This is a genomic window from Archangium violaceum, assembly GCF_016887565.1.
Lineage (GTDB): Bacteria > Myxococcota > Myxococcia > Myxococcales > Myxococcaceae > Archangium > Archangium violaceum_B.
In genome coordinates this window covers 13,012,471-13,027,630 of sequence record NZ_CP069396.1, presented here as the reverse complement: position 1 = coordinate 13,027,630, position 15,160 = coordinate 13,012,471, and the positions used below count along the sequence as shown (strand labels likewise).

The 15,160-nt window shown below is 68.4% G+C and carries 13 protein-coding genes; 8 read left to right on the top strand and 5 right to left on the bottom strand.

Annotation, left to right across the window (positions count from 1 at the left end):
* Nucleotides 1-22 precede the first annotated feature (22 nt).
* Both JRI60_RS52040 and JRI60_RS52035 read right to left on the bottom strand, forming a co-directional pair.
* Nucleotides 23-1,804 carry a hypothetical protein gene (locus JRI60_RS52040; protein ID WP_204223613.1) on the bottom strand — a complete coding sequence of 594 codons (1,782 nt, stop codon included), beginning with the start codon at nt 1,802-1,804 and terminating at the stop codon, nt 23-25.
* Between the two features lie 67 nt (nt 1,805-1,871).
* Nucleotides 1,872-2,372 carry an SMI1/KNR4 family protein gene (locus JRI60_RS52035; RefSeq protein WP_204223612.1) on the bottom strand — a complete coding sequence of 167 codons (501 nt, stop codon included), beginning with the start codon at nt 2,370-2,372 and terminating at the stop codon, nt 1,872-1,874.
* Nucleotides 2,373-2,505: 133 nt separating this feature from the next.
* Between JRI60_RS52035 and JRI60_RS52030 the strand changes: the two genes are divergently transcribed.
* From JRI60_RS52030 to JRI60_RS52015, 4 genes are all read left to right on the top strand, one after another.
* The gene (locus JRI60_RS52030; RefSeq protein ID WP_204223611.1) at nt 2,506-3,384 is read left to right on the top strand and encodes a DUF2381 family protein; all 879 of its coding nucleotides are present in this window, start codon (nt 2,506-2,508) and stop codon (nt 3,382-3,384) included.
* A complete protein-coding gene (locus JRI60_RS52025; RefSeq protein WP_204223610.1) occupies nt 3,381-5,204 on the top strand; it encodes a serine/threonine-protein kinase in 1,824 nt (607 codons plus the stop codon). Before JRI60_RS52030 ends, JRI60_RS52025 begins: the two co-directional genes overlap by 4 nt.
* Before the next feature lie 289 nt (nt 5,205-5,493).
* Entirely contained in the window at nt 5,494-6,297 is an 804-nt protein-coding gene (locus JRI60_RS52020) for a hypothetical protein (protein ID WP_204223609.1), read from the top strand.
* Nucleotides 6,298-6,595: 298 nt separating this feature from the next.
* Entirely contained in the window at nt 6,596-7,540 is a 945-nt protein-coding gene (locus JRI60_RS52015) for an HNH endonuclease (protein WP_204223608.1), read from the top strand.
* A gap of 68 nt (nt 7,541-7,608) precedes the next feature.
* Here the strand turns inward: JRI60_RS52015 and JRI60_RS52010 are convergent, their stop codons facing one another.
* On the bottom strand, nt 7,609-8,061 hold the full coding sequence (locus tag JRI60_RS52010; RefSeq protein WP_204223607.1) for a SitI3 family protein: 453 nt from the start codon (nt 8,059-8,061) through the stop codon (nt 7,609-7,611).
* A gap of 26 nt (nt 8,062-8,087) precedes the next feature.
* A complete protein-coding gene (gene sitA5 / locus JRI60_RS52005; RefSeq protein ID WP_204223606.1) occupies nt 8,088-9,434 on the bottom strand; it encodes a SitA5 family polymorphic toxin in 1,347 nt (448 codons plus the stop codon).
* A gap of 141 nt (nt 9,435-9,575) precedes the next feature.
* Between sitA5 and JRI60_RS52000 the strand changes: the two genes are divergently transcribed.
* The 4 genes from JRI60_RS52000 to JRI60_RS51985 all read left to right on the top strand — a co-directional run bounded on the left by JRI60_RS52000 (nt 9,576) and on the right by JRI60_RS51985 (nt 12,735).
* Complete coding sequence (locus JRI60_RS52000) at nt 9,576-10,136, top strand: putative glycolipid-binding domain-containing protein (RefSeq protein WP_204223605.1); 561 nt, start codon at nt 9,576-9,578, stop codon at nt 10,134-10,136.
* Nucleotides 10,136-10,765: a YdcF family protein gene (locus JRI60_RS51995; RefSeq protein ID WP_204223604.1), complete on the top strand. Its 630-nt coding sequence runs from the start codon at nt 10,136-10,138 to the stop codon at nt 10,763-10,765. The genes JRI60_RS52000 and JRI60_RS51995 overlap by 1 nt, the downstream gene beginning before the upstream one ends.
* A 114-nt stretch (nt 10,766-10,879) precedes the next feature.
* A complete protein-coding gene (locus tag JRI60_RS51990; protein WP_204223603.1) occupies nt 10,880-12,040 on the top strand; it encodes an App1 family protein in 1,161 nt (386 codons plus the stop codon).
* A gap of 119 nt (nt 12,041-12,159) precedes the next feature.
* Nucleotides 12,160-12,735 carry a hypothetical protein gene (locus tag JRI60_RS51985; protein ID WP_204223602.1) on the top strand — a complete coding sequence of 192 codons (576 nt, stop codon included), beginning with the start codon at nt 12,160-12,162 and terminating at the stop codon, nt 12,733-12,735.
* 72 nt (nt 12,736-12,807) lie between these two features.
* Here the strand turns inward: JRI60_RS51985 and JRI60_RS51980 are convergent, their stop codons facing one another.
* On the bottom strand, nt 12,808-15,012 hold the full coding sequence (locus JRI60_RS51980; protein WP_204223601.1) for a tryptophan synthase alpha chain: 2,205 nt from the start codon (nt 15,010-15,012) through the stop codon (nt 12,808-12,810).
* Nucleotides 15,013-15,160 lie beyond the last annotated feature (148 nt).

The window sequence follows — 15,160 nt, the reverse complement described above, 5'->3', positions numbered from 1 at the left end:
CGCCCCGTCACCTTGTTACCACCTACTTGAGGAGGCGGGGGGACGAGCGCCCCACCGCTTCGTCCAGCTCGGCCTGGAAGGCGCGGTGGCGGCGGAAGCCCTCGCGGAAGCCGGCGAGCAGCACGTTGCCCCGGCCCTCCTCGCCGCGCAACCACAGCACCTCGGCGCAGGCGGTGAGCAGCACGGCGGCCTTGTCGTAGCTGCGCCGGTGCTTGCGGCTGACGATGGTGCTGGCGCGCTTGCGGGCCACCTCCAGACACCACTCCAGCATCCGCTCCTGCTCCGGGGGCTCCAGGAGGAGCTCGGGCAGGGCCTCGGCGTACGCACGCTCCAGCCGCTTCTGGAGCGCCGCGTCCTGGCGGCCATCGCCCGAGTACCAGTCCCCGGCCTGGGTGCCCGTCTCGAGCGCCCATTGCCAGAGCCGGGCCACGTTGCGAGGCAGCTTTCCGGGAGGCTGGCCGGACAGGAGCGCGAGGAAGCACGGCACCACGGTGCCCTGCGGGTTGTCCCCGTACGTCCACCCGAGCGCGCTGTCCTTCGCGGCGAGCGCGTGGGCGGCCTCCCAGTCATGAGCGAGCAGCCAGGCGTGGGCGAGCAGCCGCCGGTCGACGCGGGCGGGGGTCTCGAGGTCGTCCTCCGCGTCCTCGGACGGTGGAACCAGGGAGCCCGAGAGCCGGCGGGGCTCGTGGAGGGCGCCCTCGAGGTGCCTGGCGGCCCGGAGCATGACGGTGGCACGCTCGGGCTCGGAGGCGTGCGCGTCCCTCAGGTCCAACAGATGCGGGAGGGTAGGCTGGGCGACGAGGGCCTCCCAGCGCGCGGCGCACACGGTGTCGGGCTGCTTCAGCCGCGTGGCCGCGGAGGCGAGGAAGCTGGCGACGGCGGCGCGCAGGGGGAGGCCGGCGGGCAGGACGTCGAGGGCCTCGCGGGCGGTGGAGAGGACCTCGCGGGGCTTGCCCTCGCGCTCCAGCGCGGCGAGCAGGTCCAGGAAGGCGCGAGGGTGGCGGGTGGGCTCGGAGAAGGCCAGCTCGCGCAGCCCGCGCGGGCCCTGGGAGAGAGCGATGGCCTCGCGCAACCAGGCATCGGCGTCCGGGTCGCCGTGCTGGCGCAGGAGGGAGACCCAGTCGCGCAGGAAGGCCTCGGAGTCGGGAAGGGGCTCGGAGGAGATGTCGAGCCACTCGCGCATCCGGGGCCGGGGTTCCTCGGGGAGGAGGGATCGGACGCGGCGCATCTCCTCCAGGAGCACGGGGGCGCGCTGCTCGGGGGGCGTGGTGAGGTAGACGGCGCGCAGGTAGCGGGCGCGGGCCTCGGGGAGGTCCACCTGGGAGAGGTGCTCGGCGCGCGGGCCCCGGCCGTAATCGTCCTCACGTTGGACGAGGGAGAACAGCGCCTGGTAGGCCTCGCGTGCGAGCTGGGACTGGCCCCGCTCGGAGGCCTCGCGTGCACGCTCGAAGAGGACGGTGAGGGGCGCCACGAATTCCTCGTAGGGCCCGAGCGTGTCCTCGTCGTAATAGTCCTCGTCCCAGGCATCCGCGTTCTCCATCCGCCCGGCGAGCTCCTGGGTGAGCTCGGTGATGTCGTCCAGGAGCGCGTCCTGGGGGTGGGTTCCGTGAGCGCTCTCGGCGCGGAGGGGATGCGCGAGCGATTCGAGGAAGGCCAGACGCTCGGAGGAGCGGACGCGGTGGGACAGGGTGCGGAGGATGGCGCGCAGCTCGTCGGCGGAGCAGGACTCCAGGCGAGCCTCGACGGCCTCACGGAACACCTTGAGGGGGAGCTTCTCGGGATGGGACAGGTCGACTTCAGCCATAGGTAGCCAGAATATGACCTCGGCCGTCATGTCTGGCCACCCGTGAGTGCTCGGCTGGTTCCCGGGCCTACGGCGTGTCTGGCTTTCCGAGTGTCCAGCCGCGGCTCAGCCAATAGAGCCGGCCTTCGCTCTCCAGGGCACGTTCGAGGAAGTCGGAGAAGGACCAGGCGATGCGCGCGTTCGCGGGAGAGCCGGGCAGCAGCTCGTGGACGCAGTCGAAGAGGGGATGGCGGCCATTGGAGGAGCGGCCCACGTCGATGGCGACGTAGTCCCCATCCTGGACGGAGCAGAGGACGAACCAGGAAGCCGGCCCGTGGGCGTCGGTGTCGCCGCTGGGGCCGAAGAGGGCGACGCGGGCGCGGACGATTTCCGAGAGGGAGAGGAGGCGGTAGGGCGAGTCGGGCCGCTTGAAGAGGGCGGCGCCATTGAAGCGCAGATAGAAGGCGCGCAGCTCGTCATCCAGCTTCCAGCCGACACGGGTCTCGAACGCTTCGATCTGCCGAGGCGAGGCAGGGGGATTGGGGAAGTGACTGCGGGCCACCATTTCGAGGAATCGGTCGAAGTACATGGGTGCGGGAGCGACTCTAGGGACCCGGACACGATTTTTCGAGTCACCTGTGAGGGAGTGACTCCGGAAGTTGAACAGTCCTTGCCCTGGCAGGCGGGCTCCTCTACCCTGCGGCCCCTTTCACGGAGGCTCCGTGCGCTCTCTCCCCTGGACCGTGGTGCTCTGGGTCCTGCTCGTGTCCACGACGGTGACCGCGCGGGAGGCATGGGCCTCCGGGAGGGAGAAGAGGCAGGGGACCGTGCTCCTCGCGGGACAGCCGGGAGGGGCGCCACCCGTGCTGTGCGTGGCCGCGGGACTGTCCACGTTGGTGGACTTCGAGGGCCTGCTCGAACCGCACGTGCTCCTGCCGCCCGAGGTGGAGGAGCGGGTCGGGGTGCTTCGGGTGGGGGCTTGCTCCCTGGTGGTCGTCCCCTTGCGCGACGTGGCGGACGGGGAGCGTGTCCTGCTGCCGGTGACGGGAAGGACGGAGACGGGGGAGATGCGCACGGTGACGCTGGCGCTCGTCACTCGGAGGGACGAGGTGGACCTGACGGCGCGTGTGGTGCTCGTGCCGGGGCAGGCCGGGCGGGCGGAGACAGCGGAGGGAGATGACGCGGACGCGGTGGCGAGGATGCTCCTCGCGAGTCACGAGCCGGGCTCACAACCGAGGTTGTCGCTCGTCATCCACAAGGAGGTGCAGAGCTTCACGCGAGCAGGTGATGTTCGGGCCAGGGTTGAGTCCCTGCTCCGGATTGATCGACGACTGTTCGTGACAGTGGCCATCGAGTACTTCCGAGCCACCTCCAGACCCTGGCGAATCATGAGGTTTCGGCTGGAAGCCCGGTGCAAGGACGCTCAGGCGGGTGTGGAACTCCCGCCTCCCACTCTCATGACGAAGGCCGTAGACGGGCATCAAGGGCAGGTTCACACCTTCATCGTGCGGATGCCGGAGGGGGTCGAGTGTTTGGCGCTGACGTTGGAGGAGGAGGGTCCCCGGACGCTGCGTCTGGAGGATGTGAGGTTGCCGCCATGACGAAGTCCTTCCACCCGGACCTGCTTCAGCCGGGAGACTCCATTCGGCACTACCGGGTGGTTCGTCGCCTGGGCCGTGGTGGTTTCGCGATCACCTTCCTGGTGGAGCACGAAGGCAAGCCCTACACACTCAAGATGGCTGCACATCCGCCGAGCGACGATGACGAGGCTCGTGAGGATGAGCGAGCCTTTCGTGAGGCGATCTCGCTGGGGCATTTCCGGCATCCCAACCTGCTGGTCGTCCACGAGATGGGCCGCTGGCCGGACCTGGAGAGGGGCCACTTCTTCTTCGTCACCGACTACGTCCCCGGCTTCACCTTCAATGAGTGGCGCTGGAGGACTCACGCCCCGTTGTGCCGGCTGGTGGGGGTGCTGGGAGAGATGGCTCTGGTGCTGGCGGAGCTGCACGAGCGAGGCGTGTGCCACCGCGACATCAAGGCCGACAACATCCTGGTGCGGGATGGCGATGAAAAGCCCTTTCTCATCGACTTCGGCGCGGTGTTCCTGCCGGGGGCCTACACGCTGACGCAGGCTCTGCCTCCGGTGACGTTCCACAACATGCCCCCGGAGGTGGCTGCCTTCCTACGAGGTGGCGAGTGGGAGCAAGGTGCTCGTCTCCCCGCGAAGCCCTCGGCCGATCTCTATGCCTTCGGGGCCTTGCTCTACGAGGCCCTCACCGACTGTCATCCCTTCAATCCCCGTCTGCCTCCGGCACAGCTCCTGCTCGCCATCGAGTTCCTTCCGCCCAAGGAACCCATGTTGTTGGATCCGCGAGTGCCGCCAGAGCTGAACGCTCTGGTGATGAGGCTGCTGGCGAAGGCGCCGGAGCAGCGCCCTCCGAATGCCAGGGCTGTTCACCAGGAACTGATGCGAGTGCTGCGAAGGGACGAGGCGACGGAAGCCTGGACGGCGCCGTATGCCTTTCCCACCGAGAGCGAAGAGGAGCCGTTCCCATCGGGAACAGGGGAGGTTCAGGAAACTCCCACGGAGGCTGGGCGCACGGGTGAGCGGCACCAGGAGGCGCCGCATCACGCAACCTGGGAAAGGGCGCTGGCGGTGCTCGCTCTCGGGTGGGTTCTGCTCGGGATAGGGTGGTGGCTCGTCCGCGCGGTGTGCGCGCCTGCCCTGGAAGAGGCGTGTCGCGGCGCGGCTTCCACCACGCTGGTCATGCCAGCGCCTACCGAGAAAGGACACACACCCGTGCTCACTTCCTGGACTGACGATGACTCCTCCGTGCTCTCCGCGCCCCCAAGACCCTTCGGCGGTATCTGCGCGCTGCTCGGTGTCTGCGCGGCCTCGGCGAACCTCCTGGCGTGTGCGGGAACGCCCGTTCGGCCTGACCATGGGGAAGTCCTCGAACGGTGCCCTTCAGAGGCCCTCGCGACAGCCGAGAAGATGAACCTCAAGGGTCCCCTTACGCGCGTCGAACTGGTGACCACCACCCTGGCGGGTGTCACGGAGTCGGCCGCCGTCAACATCCGGACCGGCCCGGTGGAGGGATGGATGATCTTGCCCGACGACAGGACCTACTGGGTGAAGGGTGAGGCGAAGGTGTTCCCGGATCGAGTCTACGTTCGATTCGACCGGATCTATCTCGATCAGCTCTATCCGACGCACGGCCGCGTGCCATCTCTCATTTGCGCGGTGGCCGTGGACCTGGCCACCGAGAAGGAGTTCGGAGTAGAGACGTACGCGGCCTTCCCGATCAGGGGCGTCGAGGTCGACCCAACCAAGGTGGACCACAGCCCTGGCGCCACCGTTCTCAATGACCCCATGGTGCACACGTACGTTCAGAGGCCTGGGGCTCGCTTTCCCTACTGAGCCCGAGGCGTAGTTGGTGCGGCAAGAGCGGAGCCCGTGCGCGAAGGAACTCCGCTCTTGTTCAAAGGGTGTTGAGTTGCCCAGGGAAGAAATAGAACAGCGCGGTGAATTGGCCGAGCAGGCGATCCGGGCTGCGTATGAAGGGAGCGAACGGCCCAAGGGCATCCAGGGCTAGGTCTACCTGTCCGTGGACTGCCGCTGAGTAGGCGGGAGGCACCCGCCGCCCTCGGAGCGAGCGAAGTGCCTGGCGCTTGAGGCGCTTCTGACCGCTGTGGTAGGGCGAAAGGCCATGACCCCGGAACAATGTCCGGTGCTCGAGTTTCCAGCGTGGCTCTACGACACCACCGCCGCCATCCGCCGCAAGGTGAGAGCCGAGGGCCGCTGGTGGGCCCGGGAGTACCTCAAGACCGGTGCCTTTCCCCAGCCCCGGCAGATGCGCCAGGTGCAGCCCGGCGAGGTGCTGGTGATGCACTCGGGGGCCGAAGATTTCGACTGGTCCCGCCCGCGCTGGCGGGTGCACATGTTCGGCGGCGTCTTCATGGATTTGAATGAAGGCGTCCCGGAGGAGGAGCGTCAACGCACGAGGGACGCCTTCGAGTCCTTCTGCCTGGGCACCCCATGGGGGGCCCTCTACCATGTCGTGTCTCCACCCCCTTTGCGGAGCGCGGAGCGCATGGCGAACCGACTCGCCTCGCTGCTCCGCTTCTGGGATGTGCTCCAGGGGCTTCGCTACGCGTTCTGGCCCGGTAGGAAGTACACGCTGGAAGAGCTCATGGAGGACATCTACCGCAAGACCCTGGAGGCCTGGTGCCCCGGAGGCCCTGCCTCGGTCCGCGAGCACTTGGCCCTGACGGTGGAGCGCATGGCTCGCGCTACCCGAGAAGATGGCGAGGAGGCCGTGCTCCGGTTGATGCCTGTCCTGGTGAAGGGGGACACCGACTTGAAGCACCGCGAGGTGCTCAGCGACCCGGACTTCCTGCGCGAGCGCCTCTGCGCGCTTCCCCCAAAGGACTTCGACGACCTCTCCAGCGCCGAGAAATACTCGGTGGCCGTACAGTTGGCTGCCTGGGACAGGGAGTTGGGGCGGCATTAGCGGACGAGGCCCATGGTCGTCATCTGCATACTGGGACCACGCACACCAGGAGGTCGACCGCTGCGCATCATCGGATGCACTGACGTCCAGCGGCCCGGGGCTCGCTTTCCCTCCTGAACCCGAGGGGCCGGGGCCCCTTCCGGTCGCGAGTTGCTCCAACTGGTCCGACTATCGGACCAGTTGCTCGAGTGCGCGACCGGAGGCCCCCTCCCATCAGCGCCTGAGCAGGTCTCGCGTGCCGGCCGGAACCCGGAGGGTTGTGGGATGGAAGTGGGCCCGCTAACCTGGTCGGGCCCTGATGGCCCTACCTACAGTCGATCCAGACTGGGAAATCCGTGTCGCCGCCTTCCAGACGTTGGAGTGGCTGGTGGCGCGTCATGGGCCCACGTTGGAGTGGGACGCCCTCCAGCGAGGCTTCGACTTCAAGGGCCAGCACTTCCACTTCGCCACCAAGGCGCGAGGTATCTTCCGGCCGAAGGAGATGCGAGGAGGGGGCCCACTCTCGATCAAGACCATCATTCCGCGTGGTGGCCGCGTCGCTCGCTACGAGGATTCCCAGAAGGAAGATGGGGTCTTCGTCTACAAGCTGCAGGGGGACGATCCGGACAATCGAGACAATCAGTTGCTCGAGTGGGCGTGGAAGTGGTCGGTGCCGTTGATCTACTTCTGCGCGGTCGAGGTGGGCGTCTACCAACCCATCTGGCCCATCTACATCCGGGGAATCGACCGGGAGCGGATGGAGTGCACGCTCTCGGCCGACGATGCGGTGATGATGGTGAGGCAACTCGGCGTGCCGATGGTGGCGGATGCGAAGGGTAGCGAGAGCCGCCGCGAGTACGTCACGGTCCAGGCGAAGCGAAGGCTGCATCAAGCGCGGTTCCGGCTGGAGGTGTTGCGAGCCTACGAGACGCGGTGCGCGGTATGTCGGCTACCGAGGGCGGAACTGCTGGACGCGGCGCACATCGTGCCGGACCGGGAGGAGAAGGGCGAGCCAGTGGTGCCGAACGGACTGGCGCTATGCCGGCTGCATCACGGCGTATTCGACACGGACCTGATGGGCATCCGGCCTGACGGGGTCATCGAACTGTCCAAGACGCTGCTCGAGACCCGCGATGGTCCGACACTGGAGCATGCGGTGAAGGCCTTCCATGGCCAGAATCTCCATTTGCCCCGGAATCGAGAGGACCAGCCAGGACAGCGGTTCCTGGAGGAGCGGTACGAGCGTTTCCGTCAGGTGGGGTGAGTCGGGGCTGGGCTCACCGTCGACAGGCTTCTGGAGTGTCCAGCCGTCCTTCAGAGTGCTCGAGACTCCTACAGCAGTGGTGATGGCAAGGGGCGGCATTCAAAGGGAATGGTGAGCTGACTCTTCAGCCAAGCTTCATCGCGCCAATAGCCAGATTCCGCGTTGAAGACGAACTGCCCTCCGAACCGCTGGAACTCTATGCGTTCTCCGTTGAAGAGGAGGAGCGCGTCTTCTGCTTCGTCTAGCAAGAGCAGGCATGCGTCCAGCAAGACCTGTCTGAATCCATCCCAGTCCGCATCGTGCGAGCGGCGGAACCCGACGGTGAGTGTTGGGGTGAAATGAAAAGCGTCCTTGATGGACTCCTCGCTCATGCTTTCAGTGGCGCAGATCGACACTGTCGTGTCGAACAAGAAGAATCTGTCTTCACTCCAATCCAGTCCGGGGAGCTGACCCGCCAGTTTCTCCAGAGCTTGTGCTGGCTTCATACGGGTTGACAGAAAAAGATCGTAGTCCAAAGCCATGTCAGACTCCTTTCGAGGGTAGTCCCTCAGGGATGGAGCAAGATGAGCTGTCCGTCTCTGATCGCGATGAGTTCCTTCAGGTCGGCGATGGGGTTGTCCAAGAGCTGTTTCTTGAGGGCCTCGAGTGTTACCCGGCTGTCCTCGAGATTGAGGACGATTCTGTCTGCCTGCTGCTGGTTCACCTTTCGTGCGATTGTGTCGCGAATGTTGCGGGGATTGTTGGTACTGGGGGCATAGCAATCCGCGTACTGTCCGTTGATTTTGTAATCGGGATTTTTACCATTGGTTTTGGCCGGTGGGTTCTGCTCCACATCGTAACCGTTCTCGGCGAGCAGGCGGGCCGACTCGTTCTCGCGCTCACGACCCCTGGTCGATTCCTTGTCGTCGTTGGGGCGAGGTTGCTTGGCTTGCCCGGTGAGGCTGCCCTTCTTGGGCGGAGCCCCGCTGCCCGGCCCCATGGCAGTGGCGGCCATCGCAGTAGGCGGCAGCACCACTGTTAGTTGTTTGACGCCCAGCGCCACCGACCGCACCTGCCCCGCCGCCTCAAGCATCACGCCCGTGCGCGCCGGCGATGCCAGCGCCGCTCGTCCGAAGCCCGGCAGCTTCGGTCCCTTGCCCACGAAGTTCGTTTCACCTGACAGCGCCGCCGTCGCCAGCAGCAGCAGCACGCGCATGCCACTGTCCCCCAGCACCCGGCCGAAGCGGTGGCCCGCCTCCTTCATCTCCTCGGTGGTGGTGGCGCGCTTGGTCTCCTCCAGCAACTTCCAACTGGCCTCCACCATGGACCACACTGGCCCCAGGCCCAGGTACGCCACGAGGTACAACGTCAGTATCGCCGCCAGTCCCTTGGTCACCGGCTCGGGAATCATCAGCGTGAGCAGATAGGTGCTCATCGCCGTGCAGACCATGATCTTGAAGGCCAGCGGATCGAGGTACTCGCTGATGGGAACGGCGGCCCCCTCCCACACGGTGTCCATGGCGAACGAGAGCGCCAGCCGCATGCGCGCCAGCGTCTCCGGAGGCGGCGCGTCTTTCGGCAGTACGAGGCATCCATCCGGTGGCTCCGAGGGCGCACACTGACGTTCCATCATCCCCTGGGCCGGGTCTCGCGAGCCTCCCTCCCAGGAGGCATGCTGTATCCGCCCCTCCCACCGGGGCATGTCCACGGTCAGGGGCATGTGCAGCAGCAGGTCCACCAAGGACGAGACGAACTCCTCCTGGCGGATTTGCACTGGCGGGGGCTGGGCGGTCGGCGGCGAGTAGACGATGGGTGTGCCCTGACCAATATGCAGGCGAATCTCGGGCCCGCTCGCACAGCTCGCCAACCAGGGCACCACCAGCAGCAACCCGAGTCCACTCCATGAGCCGCGCATGTGCTCCTCCTCACTGCCCATCTGGGTTGGGAGAGTGGGACAGGATGCTAGAGGGCGTCTCCGACAGGGTCGCGCACTCTTGATTCAAGCGTGCAGGTTCTCCTGGCTCCGGGCCTGGGCTCCCGTATGCTGCGCCCGAGCATGAACGAGCTACACGTCGCCTGGGCCCCCTGGTCCGGCCCGGGTCACGAGCATCTGGTCCTCCGCGAGGTCTCCGGTGCTCTCACCGCGCACAGCACCGTCGAGGGCGTCTCGGACCAGGGCCGCCGCTTCTCCATTCGCTATTTCCTGCGCACCGACTCCGCCTGCCGCGTTCGTGAGGTGGAACTGGCCCTCCTCGGGGGCGATGCCCGGCTCTCCCTTCGCTCCGATGGCGCCGGCCGGTGGTCCGACGACAAGGGCCACCCCCTGCCCGAGCTCGACGGCTGCATCGACGTGGACATCTCCGCCAGCCCCTTCACCAACACCCTCCCCATCCGGCGGCTGGGCCTCGCGCCCGACTCGTCCGATGACGTCACCGTCGTCTACTTCGACATCCCCTCGCTCTCCGTCCGCCGCGCCCGCCAGCGCTACAGCTGTCTCGGCCCCTCGCTCTACCTCTTCGAGAGTCTCGAGACCGGCTACCGCGCCGAGCTCCCCGTCGACACCGCCGGCCTCGTCCTCGACTACCCCGGGCTCTTCCGCCGCCTGCCCCCGCGCTGATGCCTCCGCTCGCTCTCCAGAAGCGTCCGAGCTCCCTCCGGCGCTCACTGCTCGTGGGCCTGGGTGTCCTCACCTGCGGCGTCTTCGGCCTGGCCTTCGTCGTGGACCGCTTCGGCCAGCGTGAGCGCGCCACCCGCGCCGACGTCGTGGTGGTGCTCGGTGCCCGCGTGCTGCCGGACGGCGTCCCCTCTCCCGCCCTGCTCGCCCGCATCGAGAAGGCCGTGGACCTCTACCACCAGGGCCTCGCTCCCCGGCTCCTCTTCTCCGGCGGGGTGGGCGTGAATCCCCCCTCCGAGGCCAGCGTCATGCGCGACGTCGCCGTGCGGCTCGGGGTACCCGCGGAGGCCTGTCTCCTCGAGGATCAGAGCCACTCCACCGAGCAGAACGCGCGCTTCTCCACGACACTGCTGCGCTCGCTCGGGGCCCGCCGCGTCGTGGTGGTGTCCGACCCGTACCACCTGCTGCGCGCCCGCCAGTACTTCCGGCTCCACGGCTTCGAGGTCTCCACCAGCCCCGCCTTCCTCACCGAGCGCAACCTGAGCGCCCTCGACCGCTTCTACTGGACGGTGCGCGAGGCCTTCGCGCTGCTCGCCCACCCCCGCGTGCTGTTGGCTCGCGAGCCTTCTTGAATTCCAATAACCCCCCCCTCGGGGTGTTCACCCCCCGAGCAGGGTCCGCGCGTGCTCGTTGACGAGGGGCGCGGACGGATGGAGTGTGGACCTTTCCCGGAGATGCCCGACCCCATGTCCCGCAAGCCGCCCAACGCCCTCGTCCGGCTCGCCTTCCATGTCGAGCACTACGCCGAATCGTGGGGCTGGCGTCTCCGGCGTAAGCTGGGGTTGGCCGGCCGGCCTCGCATCCTCCCCTACCGCGGCTATGGGACGGCCGGGCAGGCCGTCATCAAGGCCCGCGTGCTGGAGAACCGGCACGTGCGTCCGCCCTGGAAGCGGCACACCCTGCTGGGCAGCGCCATCGCCTCGTGGAAGCGCTACATGACGGTGGAGATTCCCCATGCCCGCCTGGTGGCGCGCTGGGGCGAGCACCGTTGGGAGGGCACCACCGACGAGGAGGGCTTCCTGGAGCTCTGGGTATCCCCTCCCGAGGGGCTGAAGTCCGGCTGGCACGACGTGGAGCTGGAGCTGCTCTCTCCCTCCCCCAAGGGCGTGGAGCGCGTGCGCACCCCCGTCCTGGTGGCCGGCTCCGAGGCCGAGTACGGCATCATCAGCGACATCGACGACACCGTCATCGTCACCAACGTCACCAACTTCCTCAAGCGCACCTGGACGCTCTTCCTCACCGAGCACCGCACGCGCCTGCCCTTCGAGGGCGTGGATGCCTTCTACGAGGCGCTCCACCAGGGCAAGAGCGGCTCGGCCAACAACCCCATCTTCTATGTCTCCTCCAGCCCGTGGAACCTGTACGAGCACCTGGACGAGTTCCTCGGGCTGCACCGGATTCCAGCCGGGCCCCTGCTGCTGCGTGACTGGGGGCTGAGCCGTCAGGGCTTCGCGCCCGGGGGCGGGCACGGGCACAAGCTGGAGAAGATTCGCGGGGTGCTGGGCACGCTGGAGTCGCTGCCCTTCATCCTCATCGGCGACAGCGGGCAGGAGGACGCCGAGCACTACCGCACCATCGTCCGCGAGTTCCCCGGCCGCATCCACTGCGTCTACATCCGCAACGTGTGGCACCGCTCCGGCCGCGAGCGTGAGCTGGCCCGCATCGCCGAGGACATCCGCGCCGCCGGCAGTCAGATGCTCATGGTGGACGACACCGTCACGGCCGCCCGCCACGCCGCCAGCCAGGGTTGGATTCGCTGGCGCGAGGTCGCCGAGGTCCAGGCCCACCAGCAGCAGGACGCCGAGGCCCGCTCCGTCCTGGACAAGCTCGACCGCGAGCCCGGTTGAGCCGCCAGTCTTCCGGGGTTTCTCCGTTGTTGCTTGAGTCGCGCGGGTGCGCGTGGCAGACGGCGCATTGGACCAAGGGCGGAGCCTGGGGGGCCCGTCCACAACCCCCGAGGACGATGATGATGCGTCGCAAGTGGATGAAGACGTTGCTGTGCGTGGTGCCGGTGGCCCTGCTGGGCGCCTGTGGTGGAGCGGCGGAGTCCGTGCAGGAGGCGGAGCTCGGTCAGGGCACCCAGGCCGTGCTGCCCGCGCCCCCGGCGAACTATCAGCTCGAGCTGGAGGAGGCTCCGGTGGACTCGGGGCCGCTGTCGGCGCTGGCCCCGGGCAATGCCGCGCACTACTGGTCCGAGGGCTACCTGCGCGAGTTCGACTTCGCGTGGCCGTACTCGGGCTCGCCCTCTCTGGACAAGGCGGCCGAGGCCGTCCTGGGCCTGCAGGATTATGGCCTCTACGGTGAGCCGGGCGTGGTGCTGAGCTTCGCGCAGTTCAAGACGGACGTGTACTCGGAGTTCCTGCCGGTGCCCCCGTCCCTGCTCGCCGCGTACAGCAACGGGGCGGAGACGGTGCAGGTGAAGCGCTACTACACCAGCTACCTGGTGGCCGCGGGCTCGACGGGCTGGTTCAACCTGTACGTCGTCCTGTTCCCGCAGTCGCACAAGGTCATCGTCTTCGAGCAGACCGCCTTCGAGACCTGAGCCGCTCATCTCTCTCCCCTGGAGGGAGGACCGGGGCCGCTTCCCGTGGGAAGTCCGGCCCCGGTGGGTGGCTCACTGGCAGTCGGAGTCGGCCGAGTCCGCCCGGCCATCCGCGTCGTCGTCCGCGCCATTGGAGCAGCGGCCGGACTCGCGCGACACGTACTCGGAGATGTGCAGCGAGTAGCGGATGGGTGAGGCCTTGTCGTCGCTGGCCAGGCCGTCCACCACCACCAGCACCGTCTGTCCTTGCAGCAGGGCCAGCTTCACCACCGGCGCGCCCGTCTTCCCCGCGGTGCGGCTCGCCGAGCACGCCAGCTCCCGCCCCCGGCACCCCGTCAGCACGTACAGCGCGTTGCCGTAGCCGCTCCCCACCGTGTCGAAGACGAAGGTGCCACTCCTCGGCGCCGTCCACAGGTGCGCCCGGTCCTGCTGGAGCACCGCGCCACACGTGCCCTGGAAGCCGTCCCCCGCCTGCGTCGTGTCCCCCAGGTACGTCACCGGCAGCGCGCTGCCCAGGTCCGTGTCCGCGCACCCGCTCCCGCCACAGCCCGGCGCGTCCTGGCAGTCCGTGTCCGCGCAGTCCACCCACCGGTCCCCATCGTTGTCCGTGCCGTCGAAGCAGCGCCCGGCCTCCGTGGCCAGCAGCTCGTCGATGTGCAGCTCGAAGTCCCCCGCGCTGAAGTTGCCTCCCGCGGGCGAGTCCACCACCACCAGCACCCGCTGGCCCGCCACCAGCGTCGCCGTCACCCGCGCGCCTCCGCCGTAGCTGATGCCGTCCGTGGCGCACGCGAGCTCCGCGCCTCCACAGCCGTCCCGTCTCAGGCTCAGCAGCGTGTCCAGCGCCGAGCGCGCCGTGTCGAAGGTGAAGGTGCCGCTCCTCGGCGCCGTCCAGAAGAAGCCCCGGTCCGGCGCGCCCTGGCCCCCGCACGCCGACTGGTGGTCGTCATTGGCGTACGCCGTGCTCCCCTTCACCCGCACCGGCAGCTCGCTGCCCAGGTCCCGGTCCGCGCACACCGGTGTCGAGCGGTAGCACACGTTGGGCACGCCCGCTCCGCCGCACGTCTCGCCCTCGGGGCAGGTGCCACAGTCGAGCGTCCCGCCGCACCCGTCCTTCACCATGCCGCAGTTCTTCCCCAGGAAGCAGCAGGTGTACGGCCGGCAGGCCGTCTCGGCGCAGACATTGGGCACGCCCCCGCCTCCGCACGTCTCCCCCGGCCCGCAGGTGCCGCAGTCGAGCATCCCCCCGCACCCGTCCGGCACGACGCCACAGTCCTTGCCCAGCTCGGCGCACGTGGCCGCCATGCAGCGCGAGCCGCAGACGTTGGCCACGCCGCCTCCGCCACACGTCTCGCTCCCGAAGCACTGACCGCAGTCGAGCACCCCGCCGCATCCGTTGGAGACGATGCCGCAGTTCTTCCCCTGCGCCGTGCACCCGGTGGGAATGCACGTGGCCGGGCCGCACACGTTGGGCGCTCCGCCTCCGCCGCAGGACTCGCTGTCGGCACAGGTGCCACATTCGATTGTTCCCCCGCACCCGTCCGGGAGGGTGCCGCAGTTCTTCCCCAGCCCCGAGCACGTCACCGGCGCGCAGGGCGGGCTGCCGCAGACGTTGGGCACGCCGGCGCCGCACGTCGTGCCCTCGGGGCAGGTGCCGCACTCGAGCGTCCCCCCGCATCCGTCCGACAGCGTGCCGCAGTTCTTCCCGAGCGCCTCGCACGTGGTGGGCGTGCAGCGCGCCCGGCCGCACACGTTGGGGCCGCCTCCGCCACACGTCTGGCCCTCGGGGCAGGTGCCACACTCGAGCGTTCCCCCGCAGCCATCGGCCACGGTTCCGCAGTTCTTGCCGAGCGCCTCGCAGGTGACGGGCGTGCAGGGCGACCGGCCGCACACGTTGGGGGTGCCGCCTCCTCCACAGGTCTCCGGGGGCACGCAGGTGCCGCACTCCAGCATCCCCCCGCACCCATCCGGCACGGCGCCACAGTTGCCGCCCAGCGACTCACACGAGGCCGGTGTGCACGGACTCGGGACGCACCGGTTGGGCAGGCCGCTGTCGCCACAGACCTGACCCTCGGGACAGGTGCCGCAGTAGAGGACGCCGCCGCAGCCGTCGATGGCCGTGCCGCACTCCAATCCCTGCTCCTCGCAGCCGCGCGGCTGGCACCCGTTGCGCGCGAGCCTGCCCGGGGGTGGATCCTCATCCACCGTCCCCCCGCATGCCCCCAGCAGCACCGAGACCAGGCCCACCCACCCGAGGAGCCCGCTCCACCGCACGCCCATGCCCCTGCCCTTCGCCCACGCTTCGAGTGGCCGACGAGCGCACAACCTGTGGCGGCCCTCCCCGCGAGGGAAGGGGCCCGCAGGGTCCGGAGGACGTGCGGTGAACGGATGGGGCTCGTTCTCGGGTACAGGGGGGTGACGGGTTCCG

Bases quoted from the DNA above. Each gene is read 5' to 3' on its own strand.
- JRI60_RS52025 (WP_204223610.1), top strand. From the start codon at position 3,381: ATGACGAAGTCCTTCCACCCGGACCTGCTTCAGCCGGGAGACTCCATT.
- JRI60_RS52000 (WP_204223605.1), top strand. From the start codon at position 9,576: ATGAACGAGCTACACGTCGCCTGGGCCCCCTGGTCCGGCCCGGGTCAC.
- JRI60_RS51995 (WP_204223604.1), top strand. From the start codon at position 10,136: ATGCCTCCGCTCGCTCTCCAGAAGCGTCCGAGCTCCCTCCGGCGCTCA.
- JRI60_RS52010 (WP_204223607.1), bottom strand. From the start codon at position 8,061: ATGGCTTTGGACTACGATCTTTTTCTGTCAACCCGTATGAAGCCAGCA.
- JRI60_RS52015 (WP_204223608.1), top strand. From the start codon at position 6,596: ATGGCCCTACCTACAGTCGATCCAGACTGGGAAATCCGTGTCGCCGCC.
- JRI60_RS51980 (WP_204223601.1), bottom strand. From the start codon at position 15,012: ATGGGCGTGCGGTGGAGCGGGCTCCTCGGGTGGGTGGGCCTGGTCTCG.
- sitA5 (WP_204223606.1), bottom strand. From the start codon at position 9,434: ATGCGCGGCTCATGGAGTGGACTCGGGTTGCTGCTGGTGGTGCCCTGG.
- JRI60_RS52020 (WP_204223609.1), top strand. From the start codon at position 5,494: ATGACCCCGGAACAATGTCCGGTGCTCGAGTTTCCAGCGTGGCTCTAC.
- JRI60_RS52035 (WP_204223612.1), bottom strand. From the start codon at position 2,372: ATGTACTTCGACCGATTCCTCGAAATGGTGGCCCGCAGTCACTTCCCC.
- JRI60_RS52040 (WP_204223613.1), bottom strand. From the start codon at position 1,804: ATGGCTGAAGTCGACCTGTCCCATCCCGAGAAGCTCCCCCTCAAGGTG.
- JRI60_RS51985 (WP_204223602.1), top strand. From the start codon at position 12,160: ATGATGCGTCGCAAGTGGATGAAGACGTTGCTGTGCGTGGTGCCGGTG.
- JRI60_RS51990 (WP_204223603.1), top strand. From the start codon at position 10,880: ATGTCCCGCAAGCCGCCCAACGCCCTCGTCCGGCTCGCCTTCCATGTC.